Here is a 20,849-nt window from a genome sequence, read left to right as displayed (position 1 = left end):
ATGATACCGGGAGAATACCGAACGGCGGAGGGCGAGATTGAATTGAATGCCGGTCGCCGCACGGTGCGGCTTATCGTCGTTAATACGGGAGACAGACCTGTACAGGTCGGCTCTCATTTTCATTTTTTTGAAGTAAACCGCGCGTTGAAATTCGATCGTGAGGCCGCCTTCGGCATGCGGCTGCATATTGCCGCCGGCACGGCGGTCCGGTTCGAGCCGGGCGAGGAGAAGCCGGTGACCCTCGTAGAGCTTGGAGGCTCCAAGCTGTCTTACGGATTAAACGGCATTACTCGGGGCAAAGCGGAAGCGGGAGCGATGCCCGATACGGTGCGGGAGCGGCTTGCGGCTTGGGAAGGAGACGGCTCATGAGCAGAATGACCCGAAGCAGCTATGCGGCCATGTTCGGGCCGACGACGGGGGATGCGGTCAGGCTCGCGGATACGGACTTGTGGGCGCAGATCGAGCGGGACTATACGGTATACGGCGATGAATGCAAGTTCGGCGGCGGCAAGGTCATCCGCGACGGCATGGGTCAATCGAGCGGCGCGCTGCGCGATGAAGGCGTGCTTGACACGCTGATCACCAATGCCGTCATTATCGACCATTGGGGCATCGTGAAGGCGGATATCGGCATCCGGGACGGCTTTATCGTCGGCATCGGCAAAGCCGGAAATCCGGATATTATGGACGGCGTCCATCCGGACCTGATCGTTGGCGCCAGCACCGAGGTCATTGCGGGCGAAGGGAAAATCGTAACCGCGGGAGGCATCGATTCTCATATTCATTTTATATGTCCGCAGCAGATCGAAACCGCGCTTTCGTCCGGCGTAACGACTATGATCGGAGGCGGGACGGGGCCGGCTACGGGAACGAACGCGACGACGGTCACGCCCGGCGCATGGCATATGCGGAGAATGCTGGAGGCGGCGGAGCAGTTTCCGGTGAATCTCGGCTTCACCGGCAAAGGGAATGCATCGTTTACGGCGCCGCTGGTCGAGCAAATCGAGGCGGGAGCGATCGGGCTTAAGCTTCACGAGGATTGGGGGACAACCCCGGCCGCGATTGACGCCTGCCTGCAAGCTGCCGATCAGTATGACATTCAGGTTGCCATACATACCGATACGCTGAACGAAGCGGGCTTTGTCGAGGATACGCTGGCGGCGATCGGCGGCCGCACGATTCATACGTATCATACCGAAGGAGCCGGCGGCGGGCATGCGCCCGATATAATCGTGGCGGCAGGAGAGATGAACGTGCTTCCATCCTCGACGAACCCGACGCGTCCTTTTACGATCAATACGATCGAGGAGCATCTGGATATGCTGATGGTCTGCCATCACCTGGACAGCCGCATTCCGGAGGACGTGGCATTCGCCGATTCGAGGATTAGGCCGGAGACGATTGCGGCCGAAGATATTTTGCACGATTTAGGCGTATTCAGCATGATCAGCTCGGATTCGCAGGCGATGGGCCGAGTCGGAGAGGTCATTATCCGGACGTGGCAAACCGCGGACAAAATGAAAAAACAGCGCGGCCCGCTAGCGCCGGACGATGAGCGGAACGACAATTTCCGCATTAAACGGTATATTGCGAAATATACGATTAATCCGGCGATTACCCATGGCATCTCCCATCTGGTCGGTTCGCTGGAAGCGGGGAAGTTTGCCGATCTCGTCATTTGGAGCCCGATGTTCTTCGGCGTGAAGCCCGATATGGTGCTGAAGGGCGGAAGTATCGCTTATGCGCAGATGGGGGATCCGAACGCCTCGATTCCGACGCCGCAGCCGGTGTTCGGACGCCCGATGTTCGCTTCCTTCGGCAAACTGGTCTTCAACAGCTCGATTACGTTCGTATCTCAATCGGCTTACGATCGGGGTATTGCGCAGGAGCTTGGGCTGCAGAAGAGGATTGAGCCGGTTAAGGGCTGCCGGTCCGTAACGAAGAAGGATATGATCCATAACGATGCAACCCCAAGGATTGAGGTCAATCCGGAAACCTACCATGTCACGGTGGATGGAGAGCATGCGACATGCGAGCCGGCAGACGTGCTGCCGATGGCTCAGCGGTATTTTTTGTTCTAAAGCAAGAAAGCGGGGAGACGAGATGGACGAAAACGTGAGATGGCTGGCCATGCAGCAGCTGCTCGATTCGGCTCTTCCGATCGGAGGATTCTCCCACTCCTTCGGTCTCGAGACGCTCGTTCAAGATGGACGGATGAACAACTCCGGGCAGCTCTTCGCCTATGTCTCGGCCATGCTGATGCAAAGCTGGGCGACCTCGGATGCGTTGGTCATTCGCGCGGTATACCGGGATGCGCCTGCCGGGGATTGGGATCGGCTTTGGTCGGTTGAACGGATCGTTCATTTGCAAAGAGCGGCATCGGAAACGCGGGGCGGCGTGGAGAAGATGGGCCGGCGGCTTCTGCAGCTTGCGGCAGCGATTCATCCCCGGCTGGACTGGTCGCCTCTGACGGAGGCGCTGCGGGGCGGGCGATGCTTTGCTTCGCATCCGCTTGTGCACGGGTATGCATGCCGGCTGCTTGGCGTATCCGAGGAACGCGCGATACAGGGCTACTTCTATACCTGTATCGTCACCTGCGTCAACAGCGCGCTCCGGTTAATGTCGATCGGGCAGACGGAGGGACAGTCGCTCATCGCCCGGCTGACGCCGCTGACGGTGGGTGCGACGCGGCTTGCGGGAGAGCTTGCGCCGGAGGAGGCATATTCGAATATGCCGATGGCCGAGCTGGCGATGATGCGTCATGAACGATTATATTCAAGGCTGTTTATGTCATGATCGAATAACCGATTGGAGGAATTTGATATGTGTCAAGGACAAGGACATACGCATCAGGAATGGGAAAGCCCGGCAATCGACAGCTCGCGGCCGATTCGCATCGGGATCGGCGGGCCGGTGGGCTCGGGCAAAACCGCGCTCGTCGAGCGCTTGACCAGAGAGCTGCACACGCGCTACAGCCTGGCGGTTATTACGAACGATATTTATACGAAGGAAGACGCGAAAATTTTATTTAACACCGGCGTGCTTCCGGAGGAACGGATTATCGGCGTGGAAACGGGCGGCTGCCCGCATACGGCGATCCGCGAGGATGCGTCCATGAACTTCGAGGCGATCGAGGAGCTCGAGCGGCGATTCCATGATCTGGATCTGATCTTTATCGAGAGCGGCGGCGACAACCTGGCTGCAGCCTTCAGCCCGGAGCTGGTCGACCGGTTTATTTATATTATCGACGTCGCGCAGGGAGAGAAAATTCCGCGCAAGGGCGGGCCCGGCATTATGCGCTCGGATTTGCTTGTCATTAATAAAATCGATCTTGCCCCGTTCGTGGGAGCAAGCCTGGAAGTGATGGAGGCCGATACGGTGAAGATGCGCGGCAGCCGCCCGTTCGTCTTCTCGAACCTGTTCGGCGGAGACGGCGTTGACGAGATCGTAAGCTGGCTGACGCATGAAATTGCCCATGCCCGCGGCACGGAGCATAGCCATGTGATTCAATTGTCGAGCACGCCGCCAGGCCGCAGCCACACGGCTTCTTAATGGAGAGCCATTCGACGGGATTGCCGGCTGCAATCGCGTTTCCGCCGGAGGCTGCTGCGGCAGCCCGGCTGTCCGTGCTTCGCGCGTCGCTTGCCAGCCGTAACGGTCAAACGGTAATGGAACAGAAATACCACACCGCGCCGATCAAAATAGCGAAGGCTTTCCCGCTGGACCGGCAGCTTGGCGTCATCGTCATGGATGTGTCGCCCGGGCTGCTGGACGGGGACCGTTACGAGCTCGAATGGCGCTTGAAACGGAATGCCCATGCCATGCTGACGAATCAGTCGTTTACCAAGGTTCATCCATGCTTGCCGGGCGGAGGGTCATCCATGCGGCAGAGGTTTGACCTGGAGGAGAACGCCGTTGCCGAACATATGCCGGAACCGGTCATGCTCTTTAAGAACGCTTCGTTCCATAACGAGACGATGGTGCGCCTGAAAGCCGGGGCCGTATGGATGCAGGCCGATGTGCTCTGTCCCGGGCGAACGCTGCGGGGCGAGCGATTCGATTACCGGAGCTTCCGTAACGATCTTTCCGTCTATTACGGCGATGAGCTGGTTTTCTCGCAGCGGCAGCGGATCGAACCGGCAAAGCAAGTAATCGGCGCACCGGGAAGCTGGGACGAAATGACGCATTGGGGGACGTACTATCTATTCTCGGACCGTGTAGGCGCCGCTCACCTTGAACAATTGCAAACGAAAATCGATAGCTTCGCTTCCCCTATCGGTCATCGCATTATTGCCGGCGCCTCGTTAACGTATCGTTACGGCCTAGTCGTGTCCGCCGGGTCTACGGCGGCATGGCCGCTGCAGCAGCTTATGCGGGAGCTTTGGGGCGCGGCAAGAACCGGCATACTCGATCTGCCTCCGCTATGCTGGCTTCATTAAGATCAACTTGCCAGCAAACATCGGCCTGAGGCCGGCCATCATGTCATGGCCGGCTTCTTTGCATGATACGCGGTTTATAGCTGCGAATTCTTTAGTGCTGTACTCCTATATTGCATTTGGTATAATCAATATCAAAGTCTTGCATGGAGGCGTTGATAACGTGAAAGAATCAAATGCGGATAAGCTGGTATTAATGAGGCGGCTGGACGAGGCATTCCGTCAGGTGCGGCGGCATGTCAACGCGGAATGGAATACCTATAACGTACATGGGCTCGGGATGACGCACGGAAGAATGCTGACGATATTGGCCGAATCCGGTCCTCAGAAAGCGTCGGCTTTGGCGGAGCAGCTCCATATAACGAGCGGGGGCGTGACCGGCATTGCCGATCGGCTTATCGAGCTTGGATTCATTCAGCGGACGCGCGGTGAACAAGACCGGCGAGTCGTTATGCTGGGCATAACGGACGAGGGAAAGAAGAATGTCGAGCTCATCGAGACGGTAAGAACCAAAATTATGTTTAAGCTGTTTGACGGCATGTCCATCGATGAAATGGCGAGCGGTCTTGCGCTTTTTGAACGAATGAACATGAATATGGAACCGCCTCGCGGGGATGGAAAATAGGGCGCCGGACATCATGTGATTAATTTGTTACAAATTCGTGACTTTTGAAATAAATGATTAGGCTATCACGCCGTATTAGTGTAGAATTGACTAGAAATTTGTCGAAATTCGTTCAGCCGAATCCTATCATTTTACAAAAATAAATAGTGGTTGACAAATTCCGATAATATTACTAGGATTAAAGGAAATTAATTCATTTACGGGTACGGGGGAGATTAGGATGAAGAAGGCATTAGCTCTGGCAGTATCGCTTTTCCTTATGGTTGCAATTGTCGCAGCCTGCGGAGCGAACCAAAAAGAAACAAACAACACGGCGAATAACAGTGCGGCAAATGCAGGCGGCCAACCAACCGAATCGGCAGAAGCAAAGAAAGTCGCATTGGTATTGCCTGAGAAAATCGGCGTAAACAAGTTTTTCGTCTTGATGGATGAAGGCTTCAAAAAAGCGGGCGAAGAGTTCGGCGTGGAAGTGAAGACGATTGAGTCGACGGATCCGGCCGCATTCGAGCAAAACCTGCGCGCGACGGTTGCGGAAGATTATGATCTGATCATTACCGCTACCTTCCAGGCAGAGGACGCTTTAAATAAAGTAGCTGCCGAAAATCCGGACAAGCCGTTCGCGATCATCGATACGATCGTGGATCAGCCGAATGTCCGCAGCGTGCAATTCCGTGAGCACGAAGCGGCTTATCTCATGGGCGCGCTCGCCGGACTTTCCACAAAAACGAATAAGGTTGGCGCTGTAGTCGCAATGGACGCGCCCTTGCTCGCGAAATACACGTTCGGCTTCGAGCAAGGCTTGAAGAGCACGAATCCGGACGCAGAGTTCCTGGTGAACTACGTCGGAAGCTTTACGGACCCGGTAAAAGGGAAAGAGCTTGCCCTGCTTCAGCAGTCGAAGGGCGCAGACTTTATCGCCGGCATGGCGGCTGTAGGCGACAACGGCGTGTTCGATGCCGCGAAGGAGAAAGGCTTCTACGCTTCCGGCCAAGATACGGATCGTACCGTCGAGGATCCGGAACATATCGTATTGTCCCAATTGAAAGGAACGGATGCGGTAGCCTATGAGACGGTGAAAGCGTTCGTGGAAGGCAATTTCGACTTCGGCGCAGCCGATTACGGTTTGAAAGAGAACGGCGTAGGCCTTACCTTCGTAACGAGAGAAAGCGAATCTCCGCTTAGCCCGTTCATCGGCCAAGAAAACGTCGACAAAGTCAAACTGATCGCAGAAGATATTATTTCCGGTAAAATCGTCGTTGAGCTGCCCGCTAAATAAATGGCAAAGGTTACCGGCTGCTTCCCTGCAGCCGGTTTGCTCGTTGATCGAAAGCTTCCTTGAGCAATTGAGGGAGCGGTTTTTTATTTCTAAGAATTTATAAGATTAACACTTATATATGCTTCGAATTCTTCGCGAAACGGTTGCGTCCTCTGACAAGGACGAAAGGCAGGCGTTTCTGCTTGAATTCTAAGAATTTATAAGATTTACACTTATATATGCTTCGAATTCTTCGCGAAACGGTTGCGTCCTCTGACAAGGACGAAAGGCAGGCGTTTCTGCTTGAATTCTAAGAATTTATAAGATTTACACTTATATATGCTTCGAATTCTCGCGAAACGGTTTGCGTCCTCTGATAAGGACGAAAGGCAGGCGTTTCTGCTTGGTTCCACGAAAAATTGCGGGAGGAGATGGGCGTCCGAATGCTGCTGCAAATGAATAACATTACGAAATCATATGGGAACGTTACCGCGAATAGCAATGTCGCTTTCTCGCTGCGCAAAGGGGAGATACATGCGCTTGTCGGCGAGAACGGCGCCGGCAAAACGACGCTTATGCGCATTTTGTACGGGATGGAAAATCCGACGAGCGGCGAGATCCGGCTTGAAGGAAAGCCGGTGTCGTTCTCGAGCCCGGAAGATGCCATTTCGCATAAAATCGGTATGGTGCATCAGCATTTCATGCTGTTTCCGACCTTCACGATTGCGGAAAATATCGTGATCGGACGCGAGCCTTCGAGCGGGATCGGCTTTGACCGCAAAGCGGCGGCAGCGGTAACGGAGCAGCTTGGCCGGCAGTTCGGCATGCCGGTCGATCCGTGGAAGAAGGTCGGCGAGTGTTCGCTGGGCCTTCAGCAGCGCGTTGAAATATTGAAGGTGCTGCATCAGGGCGCGGAAATCATTATATTGGACGAACCGACCGGCGTGCTGACGCCGCTTGAGGTCAAAGAACTGCTTATCGCCATCAAAGGCCTCGCCACGCAGGGCAAAAGCTTCATCCTGATCAGTCACAAGCTGCAGGAAATTATGGAGGTCGCCGACCGGATTACGGTGCTGCGCGACGGTAAAGTAACGGGAACGGTCGAAGCGAAGGATACGGATGCGGAAAAGCTGTCGAGGCTGATGGTAGGCCGCGATCTCGTACATATGTCGCGCAATGAGATTCCTGCCGGCAAGCCGGTGCTGGAGGCTGCCGGCATTACGATTGCCGGTTCCAAAACAAAACCGCTTCTAGACGGTGTCAGCCTTCACGTCGATGAAGGCGAAATTGTCGGCATCGCGGGCATCTCCGGCAATGGGCAATCCGAGCTGATCCAAGCGATCTCCGGGTTGATGAAAGTCGATACCGGCTCGGTTAAACTGCTCGGGCAGGACATTACGGGAGAGCAGGTTAAGGCGATCCGTGAACGGGGACTCGCCCATATTCCGGAGGACCGCTACCAATGGGGCGTAGCCAAGGACGCGACGGTTGCGGAGAACGGATTGATGGGACATGCCGATAGGCATCAAAGGTACGGCGTGCTGAGAGGCTCCGGCATACGCCGCATGGTCGGCGAATGGGTGAGCAGGTTCGGCATCAAGACGGGTTCGTTATCGACGAAGGCGCAATACTTGTCCGGCGGCAACCTGCAGAAGCTCATCGTTGCCCGCGAGCTGGCCCAGAATACCCCATTCCTGATAGCGGCGGAGCCGACTCGCGGCGTCGACGTCGGGGCGATGGAAATCATTCACGGCGAGCTGCTCAAGAAACGCGACGCAGGCGGGGCCATTCTGCTTATTTCATCGGAATTAACGGAAATATTGAAGCTCTCCGACCGCATTCTGGTCATGTTCGAAGGGCGAATCGTAGGCGAGCTTAACGCAGACAACGCGACGGAAGAGCATATTAGTTTGTTAATGGCGGGAGGAAAAGCGGTTGGATAAGCTGGTATCATTCATTCGTTCGATGGTGCAGCCGCTGCTGGCTGTTATCGTCGGCCTGGCGGCCGGCGCGATAGCGATCGCTGTCGTCGGAGGCTCTGTGCCGGAGACGTACGCGGAAATGTGGAAGGGCGCCTTCGGCAGCTTTTACTTCTTCACGAATACGTTAAGCAGAGCGACGCCTATTATATTAATCGGATTAGGGGTAGCTCTTGCATTCCGCGCCGGTTTTTTTAACTTGGGCTCGGAAGGCCAGATGGTGCTCGGAGCGTTAAGCGCCGCTCTAACGGCTATTTATTTGCCGGGTCCGGCATGGCTTAAATTGATTGCCGCACTTATAGCCGGCATTATTTCCGGGGGAATATGGTCGGCCTTCGCAGGCTGGCTTGACGCCAAGTATCGGATGAATCTGCTCATCACGACATTATTGCTTAATTATATCGCGACTTTATTTGCAGGTTATATCGTCTCCTATCCGCTTAAGGACAGAACCGGCTCCGCCGCGATGGCGCAGACGATGATGATTGATAAAAGCGTATGGCTGCCCAAGCTGTTCAAAGGGATGAGCCTGCACTACGGATTCATTATTGCCGCCGTATGCGCGGTATTGCTGTTCCTGTTCATGAGATATACGGTCAAAGGCTATGAAATCAGAATGCTCGGAGGCAATCCGCTGTTCGCAAGCTACGGCGGCGTGCAGCGCGGCAAAATGATGCTGCTCAGCATGTTCGTCAGCGGCGGCTTCGCGGGCCTTGCCGGCTCGATCGAGGTGCTTGGCACGCAGTACCGTTATTTAGACGGCGCCCTGACAACCCCGGGGTACGCCTGGTCAGGCATTATGGCTACGTTGCTGGCAGGCTCGCATCCGTTAGGCACTGCGATAGCCGCTATACTGCTGGCTGCCTTGCAGACCGGGGGAATGGGCATGGAGCGGAACACGGAGGTGCCGCTCGAGGTTTCGAATATTATTCAGGCGGTGCTCATTTTGTTCGTATCGGCTAAAATCACGTATTCGTTCATTAAGCGCAGGAAGGCGGCGAGGTCTTAATATGGATCACTTATTCGATGTCTCGCTATTTGCGTCGACGCTGCGTTTGGTTACGCCTATTCTGCTGGCAGCGCTCGGCGGCGCCATATGCGCCCGCGTCGGACTGTTTAACGTCGGCTTGGAAGGGCTAATCCTGATCGGGGCTTTCTCCGCCATCGTAGGCAACCATTTTACCGGGGACGTGTTCGCATCCATCATTTTCGCCATTCTATGCTCGGTCCTTTTCTCCATGCTGTTCGGCTATATGAGCATCCATCTGCGGGCAAATGTCATCGTCGTCGGGATTGCGCTTAATTTTCTGGCGCTGGGGCTTACGACCTTCTCGCTGCGGGCGATATTTGACGTGAAAGGCGCATACTACAATAAGGATATGGTCGGCCTGCCGAAATGGGATATTCCGGTGATCAAGGATATTCCTTGGCTGGGAGACGTGATATCGGGGCATTCGCCCCTGGTTTACCTATCGATCCTGCTCGTCATTGCCCTTCATCTGTTTTTATTTAAGACGGTGACCGGCTTCCGGCTGCTGGCTGCGGGCGAGAACCCTACGGCTGCGAAGAGCTTAGGCATCAAAGTCACCCGCATCCAGTACGGCGCGGTTCTGATGTGCGGCGTATTATGCGGTCTTGCCGGCTCGCAGCTGTCGCTCGGCAACGTTACGATGTTCACGGAAGGCATGACATCGGGCCGCGGGTTTATCGCGCTGGTCGCGACGATGCTGGGTCAATCGAATCCGATTGGCGTAGCCGCTTCCAGCCTGTTATTCGGCTTTATGGACGCGCTTAGCATCAGGCTGCAGGGCTTTGCGCTGCCGACTCATTTTACGATGATGCTGCCTTATGTCGTTACGATCGCCGCGATGCTGTTCTTTAAAGACAAAGGTTACATGCAGGAAGCGCGTAAAGCGAACGAAAGCTCCAGATAGTAAATCAATAAACGATAGCTGCAAGGTTTCCCAAAATGGCAAGAAGGAGGCGGTTGCGATGCACAACAAAGCGGAACGTTTAAAAAAGGTTACGGCGGTCAGGAAGGCGGATGTCGCGCCCGGGCTGGCGCACCGGGTGCCGCCCGGACAGACGGTGACGGAGCGGTTCCCGATTTTGCACGAGGGAGACGTTCCCCGCTATGATCCGGGCAGCTGGTCGCTTCGGGTGTTCGGCGAGGTGGAGCAGGAGCGTGCATTCGGCTTCGAAGAGCTGCTTGCCCTGCCGCAGACGAAAATCGTATGCGATATTCATTGCGTGACGCGCTGGTCCAAGCTGGATACGGAATGGGAAGGCGTTAAGTTCACGGATCTGCTTCCGCTGCTTGGAGCGAAGCCTGGCGCGAAGCATGTTATGATCCATGCCGACGAGGATTACGATACGAACGTGCCGCTTGAGGATTTGCTGCGGGACGACGTGCTGCTCGCACACCGCTTCGACGGCGAGCCGCTTACGGATAAGCACGGCTGGCCGCTCCGGCTGCTTGTGCCCCATCTCTATTTCTGGAAAAGCGCGAAGTGGATTCGCGGCATTGAATTTATGAAGGAAGACCGTCCCGGTTTCTGGGAACGCAACGGCTTCCACAATTACGCAGACCCGTTCGAGGAACAACGGTTCGCAAGTGACGAGAACATGATGCCTGAGGATGAATGGATAAAGAAGGAGTTTGATTAGACAGATGCTACCCATACTGCAAGTTAATCCGGAGGATCTGCCGGCTTATGCGATCGTATGCGGCGATCCGCGCCGCGCGGAGGCGATATCCCGCAAGCTGACGAATGCGCGCGAGCTTTCCTTCGCGCGGGAATACCGGACGTTCGTCGGTGAAATTGAAGGCGTTCCGCTGGCGGTCGTCAGCCACGGCGTAGGCTCGTCAGGCGCGGCGGTGTGCTTCGAGGAGCTGATCCGCGGCGGCGTGAAGACGCTGATCCGCGTCGGAACGGCCGGATCCTATTCGGCCGATCACCCGGCGGGAAGCCTCATCGTCAGCACGGCGGCTGTGCGGGCCGAAGGGCTGTCGCGTCAGCTGGTGCCGGACGGGTTCCCGGCGGTAGCCGACAGCGAGGTGACGGAGGCGCTCTACCAATCGGCGCTTGAAAGCGAAGGGATTGTGAAGAAAGGCATCACCGTATCGCTGGACGTCTTCTTCTCGGGCGTCGTCGAAATCCCGCACCGTCAATATAAGCAAGCGGGCGTGCTCGCCGTTGAAATGGAGATCGCGGCGCTCTACGTTGTGGCTTCCCTTCGCGGAGCGCGCGCCGGCGCCATCGTGGCGCTGGACGGCTATGCGGACACGGATCTTGCGGGCGAATACGATCCGCATACGGATGTTGTGGCGAAGGCGGTAGAACGCGAGATCGAGACGGCGCTGCGCGCTGTCGTGAAGCTGGCAAAGAGGTAAAATCGGTTAAGCCGAGGCGGCAGGGGAGGTAACGGTCGTGAACGTAACCCTTTTTAAACCGGAGTGGCTGGAGGAGGACTTGTATCCTCATGTGTTCGCTTATTATTTTAAGCAGTGGGCGAACTATTCCATGGCCTATCATACGCATGATTCCATTGAAATTATGTATGTCATCTCCGGGGAATGCGGAATCGAAATTGAAGCGACGGCGAAATCGGCGGCATGCGGGGAGACGCTGAAGAAGGGCGAATTCATCATTCTTGACGCCAATGTTCCTCATCGGCTTATCGTCGATGAACGAGGACCGTGCCGGATGCTTAACGTTGAATTTGATTTCAGGGAGCGCGAAACGGCGTTTCCTTCCATGCGGCAGCTTGCGGCGGAGGACGAGGATGTGGCCGAATTGATCACGGAGCCGTCCTCTTATTTGTTTCTGCGGGACGCAGGCGAGCTCTATCAGGCGCTCAAAGGACTGGTGCTGGAGCTGGACAGCCAAGGCAAGAGCAGCAGCATCCGAACCGAGCTTCTGTTCGCGCAGCTGATCGTGTCGATCGCCCGCATCCGGCGTGAATCAGGGATGAAGGGCGTTAATCCGGCTGACCTGTACGTGAAGCAGGCGATCGAATACATGCACCATAACTACGACCGCGATATTCAAGCAAAGGATATTGCGGCTGCCGTCAGCCTGCACCCCGGTTATTTGCACCGGCTGTTTCGTTCCCAGCTTAAGAAATCCATGACGGGTTATTTAACCGAGCTACGGATGGAGAAAGCGAAGATGCTGCTGCGGGAAACGGATATCGCCATCGCGGACGTTTGCGATTATGTCGGAGTAGGCAGCCGGCAATACTTCCATGCGATGTTTAAAAAATATACGGGAACGACGCCGATTCTATACCGCAACTCGGTTGATACGCAGCAATTGGATATAAGAGACATGGGCCAAGAATAATAAAAGTGACGATTTCTGACACCTAAAACGTCACTTGGTCACAATATTGATAACGCTTTCGGTTGATCGTTGCTAAAATGTAGAGGAGATCAAACGAATCTATTCAACGATTATCGGAGGCGGATGAACATGTCCAATTTTAAAATTACGTTTATCGGGGCGGGATCGATCGGATTCACGCGTGGTCTTCTGCGCGACCTGCTCGCCGTACCTGAATTCCGGAACATCGAGGTCGCTTTTACGGATATTAACGCTCATAACCTGGAGATGGTCACGGCGCTCTGCCAAAGGGACATCCAAGAGAACGGCTTGTCCATTTCCATTCAGTCGACGACGGACCGGCGCGAGGCTTTGAAGGATGCGAAGTACGTAATTTGTACAATCCGCGTCGGGGGGCTTGAAGCTTTTGCGACCGATGTGGATATTCCGCTCAAATACGGCGTCGACCAATGCGTCGGCGATACGCTCTGCGCGGGCGGCATTATGTACGGTCAGCGCGGCATCGCGGAAATGATGAATATATGCCGGGATATTCGCGAGGTTGCTTCCGAGGACGTGCTGCTGCTCAACTATGCGAATCCGATGGCGATGATGACATGGGCCTGCAATAAGTACGGCGGCGTGCGGACGGTCGGCTTATGCCACGGGGTTCAGGGCGGACATTGGCAAATCGCCGAGGCGTTCGGCCTGAAGCAGGAGGAAGTCGATATTATTTGCGCGGGGATCAACCATCAAACCTGGTATATCCAAATCAAGCATAACGGCGAGGACTTGACGGGCAAGCTGCTTGAGGCGTTCGAGAAGCATCCGGATTTCAGCCGCACGGAGAAGGTTCGTATCGATATGCTTCGCCGCTTCGGCTATTACAGCACCGAGTCGAACGGTCATTTGAGCGAATACGTGCCTTGGTACCGCAAGCGGCCGGAAGAGATAAACGATTGGATCGACTTAAGCTCGTGGATTAACGGAGAGACGGGCGGTTATCTGCGCGTCTGCACGGAAGGGCGCAACTGGTTCGAGACCGACTTCCCGAACTGGATGAAGGACCCTGCTAATGAATTCAAGAGCGAGCTTCGCAGCCATGAGCACGGCTCGTACATTATTGAAGGGCTTGAAACCGGACGCGTCTACCGCGGACATTTCAACGTCGAGAATAAAGGCGTCATCGCCAATTTGCCGGCGGATGCCATTATCGAGGCGCCGGGGTACGTCGACCGCAACGGCATATCGATGCCGACCGTCGGCGACCTTCCGCTTGGCCCAGCTGCAGTATGCAACGTGAGCGTCTCGGTTCAGAGGCTTGCCGTGGAAGCGGCGATTCACGGCGACGATAAGCTGCTGCGGCAAGCGTTCATGATGGATCCGCTGGTCGGTGCCGTATGCAATCCGAAGGAAATCTGGCAAATGGTCGATGAGATGCTGGTGGCTCAGGAGCAGTGGCTTCCGCAGTATACGGATGCGATAGCCGCCGCCAAGAAGCGGCTGTCGGAAGGGCCGCTTCTTCCAACCCGCGATTATAAAGGAGCGGCGCGCTTGAAAGTGAAGTCCGTCGAGGAGATGCAGCAGGATCGCGAGGCGGCGAACAAAAACGCGGGCGAATCGGATAAAGGGAAAGAACGCGTCTAACGGGCGTATTTAAGCTCAACGGCTTCGAGCAGCGCGACCGGAGGGCTCCAGGCCGGAGGGCCGTACTTCCGCAAATAGCCGAGCTTATTCAAGTAGTTGTCAACCGGCTGCTCTTCGTTCAGCTTGCGGAACAGCTCCCAGCAGGCAATGACATCGTTCAGCGCGCGGTGGCCGCCGATAAGCGGAATGCTGTATCGGCCGCACATGTCTCCTAGCGTATGCGGATAGAAATGCCTTGCGCGGCTGATGGTCAGCGTATCGATAAAGCTGTTATGGAAGGAGCGGCCCGCGATTCGGAGCAGGGAATGATGCAGGAAGCCGAGATCGAAGGCTGCATTATGAGCGATCAGGATATGATCGCCGATCATCCGGTTGAGGATCCGGAAAGCCGTATCCTCATCCATTCCGGTTGCGGTCATTTCATCGGTTATGCCGGTAATCTCGGTTATTTTCGCGGACAGCTTGCCGTCATAACGCACGAGCGTGCTGAATTCGCTCGCAATTTCCCCATTGACGCAGCGGATGGCGGCCATTTCGATGACCCGGTCTTTTTTGGGATCAAGTCCGCTCGTCTCGAAATCAATTACGGTATAAGAACGGGCATTCATTATAATTCACCACTTTTTCTAAAATAAAATGAAGATGATTAACGTATTTATTCGCCAAAAAAAGCCAATAACCTTTTTCGGCCGCACACGAAAAGACCCGTTACCGCTCTTGCAGAGCCGGTAATGGGTCTTTGGCGTCTCACTCAAGTATCATACGGCTAGTGGTTGTTACCGGATGCGTTGCCTTTCTTGTCCTTAGATTTCGTCTTCGTATTCTGATTCGCGTGACCTTGCTGCTTGGCCATGGATTTCCCTCCTTTTCAAAGAGATAGAGGTAGTTTGTGAAGAAAGCGGAGAGCTCTATTCATGCATGCAGCGTCATTTCAAGCAGAGCTTGCACGCTTAAATGCGCGAACGGGGGACAAAAACGGAGATTTCGATTCCTAAGAAGCTTCATACGATAGGAGAGCGGCGTTTTTGGATGAGATAACGCTTTCTTCAGCAGAAGCCTATCGGTTCGCGTGTGGTAAAATAAAGATTATTACGAGTTAAAGAACATCGGGGGATGCCGCGCATGCAGACGGTGAAGGGCTTTTTCGCCAGATTAAGCAGGTTGAAAGGGACGCCGCTGGCTCCTGAGCAACGCTTGGGGAAGGATGCGGTTACCGCCTTAATGATTCATTGCTGTTTTCAATTCGGCGCTTCCATGTCGGGATTATTTCTGAACTTGTATTTATGGCGGCTGACGCAGGACTTAGTCGTGAACGGGGTTTATAATATCGTTGTTTTTTTAGTGACGCCTCCTGCATTCGCGATCGGCGGGTGGATTGCGAAGAAGCGCGACCGGATGGTGACGTACCGTCTCGGCATCGTCATGATCGCCGTCTTTTATTTATTTGTCGTTATCGCCCGGGAGCAGGTCGCGCAGTACTACATATGGTTTGCTATCTTCAACGGACTTGCGGCGGGATTATATTGGACCGGCTATCTGGTTATCCAATATGATGTCTCAACGGAAGCGAATCGGATTCGGTTCCTGGCAATGAATATGGTATTTTTCAATTCTGCGGGATTGGCCGGTCCGGCGCTTGCCGGATTCATTATCCAGCGCAATGAAGGACTGCAGGGTTATATTTTTATTTTTACGCTGGCATTCGTCATGTTCCTGATCGCTGCGATCGTAAGCTTACGGATCCCGATGGTTCCGACGCATCACAAGGCGTACTATTTGAAGCTTATGGGGATTGTCATGAGCCGGAATAAACGGTGGCTTAAAGCGCTTTACAGCTTTTTTGTACTGGGGCTATTTCAAGGCATCATGCTGTTTCTCCCGAATATTCTGCTGTTTCAAACGGTCGGGCGCGAGGACTGGGTCGGGTATTTGGGCGTATTCTTCTCCTCGCTTACGGTAGCGACCGGTTACGTCATCTCGCGGAAAGCGCAGAAGGAGCATGTGCGCAAATATGTGCTGCTGTCTACGACAGGCGTAGCCATCGGATCGGGGCTGCTGCTTATTCAAGTCGAATTTTGGTCTGTCGCCACGTTTATGATTTTGTTCTCGATCTGCAACCCGCTTGCGATCAATACGCTAACTTCCTATTACTATCGGCTGATCGGTTCTTTGCCGCTCAAGGGTCAGCTGCGCGTCGAATCGGTTGTCATGCGCGAGCTTTTCCTGAATGTAGGACGGGTTGTGTCCATTACGCTGCTAATTGTGCTGGCAGGTGACTTGCATTCAAGCTGGCTGCCGGTCATTCTGTTCGCGATGGCTGTGCTTCAATATTTATTAATCCTTTGCATCAAGGAGAGGGGGAATGAAGAGTCGGGGCAGGAGCAGTACCAGGCAAAGCAAGGGCTAGGGGAGAAGCATCATTAAGAGAACGCCTACTTCGTTCCGCCAATAAACAAAACCTCCTGGTCGCGAATGGACAGGAGGTTTTGCTCATGATCAGGCTACTTTACTTCAAAATACGCAATGAGTTCATCCAGCAGCAGGTTTGCCGCTTTATAACCGCCTGCCAAATTCCATACGACTTCATCGACCTTAATCACTTTGTTGGTCTTGGACACAATCAGGTTCTGAAACAGCGGATCCTTTAGCCACTCTTCGGATACTTTGGCTGCGTCATTCTTGCCCGGGGTTTCGGATAAGAAATAGAACAGCACGTCGCCATCCATATCGGGAATGCGCTCCTTGGTCAGCTTCTCGATGAACTGATCCTTATCTTGAGAAGCAGGGCGAGCGATGCCCAATTGCTGGAAAAGCACTCCGCTGAACGTCTGCTTCTGATAGATGCGCACATCCCCTGCGGTAAAACGCACAACGGATACCTTTGTCGCCGCTTTCGTACCAAGCTTGGCCTTCACATCAGCGACGCGATTATCGAATGCGGCCATCGCCTTGTCGCCTTCCTCCTTCTTATTCACCGCTTCTGCATACAGGCTGAAGTTGATCTTCCAATCACCCGCCAAGTCCGCCGAGAAGACAGTCGGAGCAATCTTCTTCAGATCCTCATATATTTTCTCATGTCTTACCTTGTTGCCGATGATGAGATCGGGCTTCAAGCTTGCGATCAGCTCGATGTTCGGCTGTGTTTCCTCTCCCAGAACAGTTACGTCCTGCATGTCTGCCTTAATATGATCGTACCACGGATCTCCGACCCAGGACTGTACCGCACCTACCGGCTTGACGCCCACCGTAAGAAGAGCCTCGGTCCCTTCATTGGTCAAAATGACTACGCGCTCCGGCGTGCCCATGATTTTTTCCTCGCCCATGGCATGCTTGACTGTTCTCGCGGTCTCATTCTCGGCTTGCGCGGATGGTTCAGGCGTAGACGCGGCTGGAGTTGTCTCTGCCGGCGAGTTGCCGCAGCCGACCGCCGCCAAGAGCAGTACCGTGGCAAGCAAGAAAAGCAGGGCGCTTCGGGTGAATCGGACATTCTTAATCATGTTTCTCTCTCCTCTGACCTATAGTTTTCTCGACTCCCAATACGATAATAGGAATCATTATCAATGCCAAATATAAGAGATTACATGCATGAAGTCAACACATTTTTCGAGAATGATAATCATAATCATTGACACGGGGTGTTATCGCCCATACAATAAGCATGTTATTTTAAATGAAATTTTAACTTCATGGGGGATAAGTTCGATGGGTCTATTTAAGCATAACCGTCTGCTGAAACTGCTTGGATTGGCGGCAGGCGTACTCCTGCTGCTCGCTTTCATGTTGGCTAGCGTTCTTTATGGTCTGCAGCATTTTGGAGTGGACGAGGTATGGCAAGCATACGCCGATCCTGACGGCTCCAACGAGCAGATCATCATTACGAATACGCGCGTTCCCCGAACTTTCATTGGCGCTGTAGTAGGGGCCAGCCTGGCCATGGCCGGCGCGATGATGCAAGTGCTCACAAGAAATCCCCTCGCTTCCCCTTCGGTTTTCGGGATTAATGCGGGAGCCGTGCTTTTTCTGGTCATCAGCCTATGGATCTTCGGTTCGGGTCTCCTGCTTGGAAGCATGATCTGGATTTCATTCGCGGGAGCATCGGTTACGGCTTTATTCGTTTTCCTCCTCGGTTCGAGAGGGAAGGGCGGCTTCGAGCCGGTCAAACTGACGCTAGCCGGCGCTTCCGTCGCCGCATTCGCTTCTTCGGTCACCTCCGGTATCGTCTTGGTTAACAAGCAATCGCTGGATCAAGCGCTATTCTGGATGGTCGGCTCGGTCGCAGACCGGGAAATGGAGCATCTCACGGTTGTACTGCCCTATGTAGCTGCAGGCTGGGCGCTGTCCATGCTGCTATCCGGATCGTTGAATGTCGTGGCGCTTGGAGATACCGTAGCCAAAGGGCTGGGACAGCGGCTCGCGCTCATCCGCCTCCTGTCCGCCATCGCCATTGTATTGCTCGCCGGAGGCTCTGTTGCCGTTGCGGGCCCGATTGCATTTATCGGCGTTATCGTGCCGCATTTGAGCAGATATTTCGTGGGAAACGATCACCGTTGGCTGCTGCCCTACTGCGCCGTTATGGGCGCCTTGCTGCTGGTTGGCGCGGATATTGCTTCCCGCTTTATCATCATGCCGAAGGAGGTCCCCGTCGGCGTCGCAACGGCTCTGCTGGGAGTACCCTTCCTAATCTACGTGGCAAGAAGGAGAACTCATGCTTAAAGCGATCAAAGGAAGAGGGCACCTTATTGTCCTCCTGCTGGGTCTTGCAACCCTGCTCTTGTCGTTGCTCAGCTTATCCATGGGCAGTACCCGTATTCCCGTGATGGAAGTGGTCCAGACGATCCTCGGTCAAAACAACGAAAGCAGCGGACTCGTCATCCTGGAGTTTCGCCTGCCCAGAATTGTCGCTGCTTTGTTGATTGGCGCCGCCATGGCGGTTTCGGGCGTACTGCTGCAGGGGGTGATTCGCAACCCGCTGGCCGCACCCGACTTGCTGGGCGTTACCGGGGGCGCCTCCGTTGCGGTTGTAGCCTTCATGACGTTATCCGCAGGCGTCTACAGTATCCACTTTGTTCCCTTCATCGCCATCGCAGGGGCGTTCTGCGCAGCAGCGGTAAACTATGTATTAGCCTGGAAAAGAGGCGTTTCCCCTCTGCGGCTCGTACTGATCGGGATTGGCATATCGACCGCCATGGGCGCGCTGACCACGTTCTTGCTGATCAACGGACCCGCTTACATGGCCTCCCAAGTGCTGAATTGGTTGACGGGCAGCATTTATGGAACCAACTGGAAAAATGTGGCTGCATTGAGCCCGTGGGTCGCCGCAGGATTATCTGTAGCCTATCTCTACGCCAAAGAGCTGGATGTGCTGACGCTAGGAGAAGAAATAGCCTCAGGCCTGGGAATCCGATTGCAGTTCAACCGTTTGCTGCTGCTGGCGATTAGCGTCGCGCTCTCAGGGGCGGCCGTCGGAGTGGCTGGGACGATCTCGTTTATCGGTCTATTGGCCCCGCACATGGCCCGTAAGCTCGTCGGCAACTCGCACCGCGTTTTGCTTCCCGCCGCCGCCCTGCTCGGCGCAGTCATCCTCCTGCTCGCGGATCTGGCAGGAAGAATGCTTTTTCAACCGATGGACATCCCCGCTGGGGTATTTACGGCAGGAATCGGCGCGCCATTTTTTATGTATTTGTTATACAAAAGCAGTAGATGATTCGATCATTCGAGTCTGTTTTTTGTAAACAGGGTGGGGGAAACGCCTTCGCAGTTTTTGAACACCCGGCTAAAATACAGCTCGTCTTGATAACCCACGCTGCAAGCGATTTTTTTTAACGTCAAGTTCGATTGTGCCAATAATTGCTTGGCACGATTGATACGCAGCCGGGTTAAGTACCCATTCGGGGTCAACCCGGTCGCCTTCTTGAAGGCTCTGCAATAGGAACTCGGCGTAAGGCCGGCCAGCACAGGCAGAAATCCTGCCTGAATGGGCTCCGAATAATGCAGTTCCATGTAACGGATCGTTCTCTGAATCGACGGGGTCGGCGTCGGCTCCTCCGTTGCTTCGGAGAATACCTGAAGCAACTCAAGAAATAACGATTGCCTTCGAAACCACATAGAAGGACGCGAATCATTCAGCGCCTGCTGCAGCTGCGTGAGCAGCGGCTCGATCCATGCAGGGGAGTGAAGTTCGACCCTGGCACGGTCCCAGCCGATATTCGGCCATTCGTGCAGTGCTGCATCGTATTCGGATTCGGCGACAGCCAAGGGTATGCTGATGTATTGGAGCAAAAACAGCTGCAAAGGGCGATCCGGCGCGGCGGCCAGTTCAATGAAGGTGGAAGGGGACCATAAAAGACAGCTTCCCGGCAGCAGATCGTACTTGTGCTGATCCATTCGGAGTTGTCCAGCGCCTCCGGTTACACATAGAATGGAGTGCATGCCGAACCGTGCCGGCTTCAGGCGCATGCCAGGCACATAGCGATGGAGCTTCAACGAGACAGGCATATAGGTTACATAAGAGCTGCGAATCGTCATTGGAAACCGTCCTTTTCATGAGAATGATTATCATTACTTTAACGATAAACAAGTTGA

The 20,849-nt window shown here is 54.6% G+C and carries 20 protein-coding genes; 17 read left to right on the top strand and 3 right to left on the bottom strand.

The genetic code is table 11. From position 1 onward, the window contains the following. The 14 genes from H581_RS0121235 to melA all read left to right on the top strand — a co-directional run bounded on the left by H581_RS0121235 (position 1) and on the right by melA (position 14,267). Positions 1–369, top strand: coding sequence for an urease subunit beta (locus H581_RS0121235; protein ID WP_028611762.1), 369 nt, complete (start codon positions 1–3; stop codon positions 367–369). Continuing rightward, entirely contained in the window at positions 366–2,081 is a 1,716-nt protein-coding gene (gene ureC, locus H581_RS0121230; protein WP_028611761.1) for an urease subunit alpha, read from the top strand. Before H581_RS0121235 ends, ureC begins: the two co-directional genes overlap by 4 nt. Before the next feature lie 22 nt (positions 2,082–2,103). Further along, positions 2,104–2,796 carry an urease accessory protein UreF gene (locus H581_RS0121225; protein WP_028611760.1) on the top strand — a complete coding sequence of 231 codons (693 nt, stop codon included), beginning with the start codon at positions 2,104–2,106 and terminating at the stop codon, positions 2,794–2,796. A 27-nt stretch (positions 2,797–2,823) separates the two neighbouring features. Continuing rightward, positions 2,824–3,552, top strand: coding sequence for an urease accessory protein UreG (gene ureG, locus H581_RS0121220; RefSeq protein WP_028611759.1), 729 nt, complete (start codon positions 2,824–2,826; stop codon positions 3,550–3,552). Further along, complete coding sequence (locus H581_RS0121215) at positions 3,552–4,439, top strand: urease accessory protein UreD (RefSeq protein WP_245600109.1); 888 nt, start codon at positions 3,552–3,554, stop codon at positions 4,437–4,439. Before ureG ends, H581_RS0121215 begins: the two co-directional genes overlap by 1 nt. Before the next feature lie 160 nt (positions 4,440–4,599). Next, entirely contained in the window at positions 4,600–5,061 is a 462-nt protein-coding gene (locus tag H581_RS36630; RefSeq protein ID WP_169507535.1) for a MarR family winged helix-turn-helix transcriptional regulator, read from the top strand. 220 nt (positions 5,062–5,281) lie between these two features. Continuing rightward, positions 5,282–6,337, top strand: coding sequence for a BMP family lipoprotein (locus tag H581_RS0121205; protein WP_028611757.1), 1,056 nt, complete (start codon positions 5,282–5,284; stop codon positions 6,335–6,337). 422 nt (positions 6,338–6,759) lie between these two features. Next, complete coding sequence (locus H581_RS0121200) at positions 6,760–8,259, top strand: ABC transporter ATP-binding protein (RefSeq protein WP_028611756.1); 1,500 nt, start codon at positions 6,760–6,762, stop codon at positions 8,257–8,259. A 22-nt stretch (positions 8,260–8,281) separates the two neighbouring features. Beyond that, on the top strand, positions 8,282–9,304 hold the full coding sequence (locus H581_RS0121195; RefSeq protein ID WP_036719784.1) for an ABC transporter permease: 1,023 nt from the start codon (positions 8,282–8,284) through the stop codon (positions 9,302–9,304). 1 nt (position 9,305) lies between these two features. Next, the gene (locus H581_RS0121190) at positions 9,306–10,229 is read left to right on the top strand and encodes an ABC transporter permease (RefSeq protein WP_028611754.1); all 924 of its coding nucleotides are present in this window, start codon (positions 9,306–9,308) and stop codon (positions 10,227–10,229) included. A 58-nt stretch (positions 10,230–10,287) separates the two neighbouring features. After that, positions 10,288–10,962, top strand: coding sequence for a sulfite oxidase-like oxidoreductase (locus H581_RS0121185; protein ID WP_028611753.1), 675 nt, complete (start codon positions 10,288–10,290; stop codon positions 10,960–10,962). Positions 10,963–10,966: 4 nt separating this feature from the next. Continuing rightward, the gene (locus H581_RS0121180) at positions 10,967–11,689 is read left to right on the top strand and encodes a nucleoside phosphorylase (protein ID WP_028611752.1); all 723 of its coding nucleotides are present in this window, start codon (positions 10,967–10,969) and stop codon (positions 11,687–11,689) included. Positions 11,690–11,726: 37 nt separating this feature from the next. Then, positions 11,727–12,641, top strand: coding sequence for an AraC family transcriptional regulator (locus tag H581_RS0121175; RefSeq protein WP_028611751.1), 915 nt, complete (start codon positions 11,727–11,729; stop codon positions 12,639–12,641). Between the two features lie 129 nt (positions 12,642–12,770). Further along, positions 12,771–14,267, top strand: coding sequence for an alpha-glucosidase/alpha-galactosidase (gene melA, locus H581_RS0121170; RefSeq protein ID WP_036719542.1), 1,497 nt, complete (start codon positions 12,771–12,773; stop codon positions 14,265–14,267). Here the strand turns inward: melA and H581_RS0121165 are convergent. Continuing rightward, positions 14,264–14,875, bottom strand: coding sequence for a 3'-5' exonuclease (locus tag H581_RS0121165; protein ID WP_028611749.1), 612 nt, complete (start codon positions 14,873–14,875; stop codon positions 14,264–14,266). The two genes, melA and H581_RS0121165, sit on opposite strands and share 4 nt — an antisense overlap. A 514-nt stretch (positions 14,876–15,389) precedes the next feature. Between H581_RS0121165 and H581_RS0121155 the strand changes: the two genes are divergently transcribed. Continuing rightward, positions 15,390–16,691, top strand: a complete 1,302-nt coding sequence (locus H581_RS0121155) for an MFS transporter (RefSeq protein WP_028611748.1) — start codon at positions 15,390–15,392, stop codon at positions 16,689–16,691. A gap of 77 nt (positions 16,692–16,768) precedes the next feature. Here the strand turns inward: H581_RS0121155 and H581_RS0121150 are convergent, their stop codons facing one another. Beyond that, positions 16,769–17,764: an ABC transporter substrate-binding protein gene (locus H581_RS0121150; protein ID WP_051251170.1), complete on the bottom strand. Its 996-nt coding sequence runs from the start codon at positions 17,762–17,764 to the stop codon at positions 16,769–16,771. Between the two features lie 205 nt (positions 17,765–17,969). On the opposite strand from H581_RS0121150, the gene H581_RS0121145 reads away from it, so the two are divergent. Both H581_RS0121145 and H581_RS0121140 read left to right on the top strand, forming a co-directional pair. Further along, a complete protein-coding gene (locus tag H581_RS0121145; RefSeq protein WP_028611746.1) occupies positions 17,970–18,980 on the top strand; it encodes a FecCD family ABC transporter permease in 1,011 nt (336 codons plus the stop codon). After that, positions 18,973–19,971, top strand: a complete 999-nt coding sequence (locus H581_RS0121140) for a FecCD family ABC transporter permease (RefSeq protein WP_028611745.1) — start codon at positions 18,973–18,975, stop codon at positions 19,969–19,971. Before H581_RS0121145 ends, H581_RS0121140 begins: the two co-directional genes overlap by 8 nt. A gap of 5 nt (positions 19,972–19,976) precedes the next feature. Here the strand turns inward: H581_RS0121140 and H581_RS36625 are convergent, their stop codons facing one another. Further along, on the bottom strand, positions 19,977–20,792 hold the full coding sequence (locus H581_RS36625) for a helix-turn-helix transcriptional regulator (protein WP_028611744.1): 816 nt from the start codon (positions 20,790–20,792) through the stop codon (positions 19,977–19,979). Between the last annotated feature and the right edge of the window lie 57 nt (positions 20,793–20,849).

The organism is Paenibacillus harenae DSM 16969, from assembly GCF_000422465.1.
GTDB lineage: Bacteria > Bacillota > Bacilli > Paenibacillales > Paenibacillaceae > Pristimantibacillus > Pristimantibacillus harenae.
The sequence above is the reverse complement of the archived record's forward strand: the minus strand, read 5'-3'. Positions and strand labels throughout refer to the sequence as shown.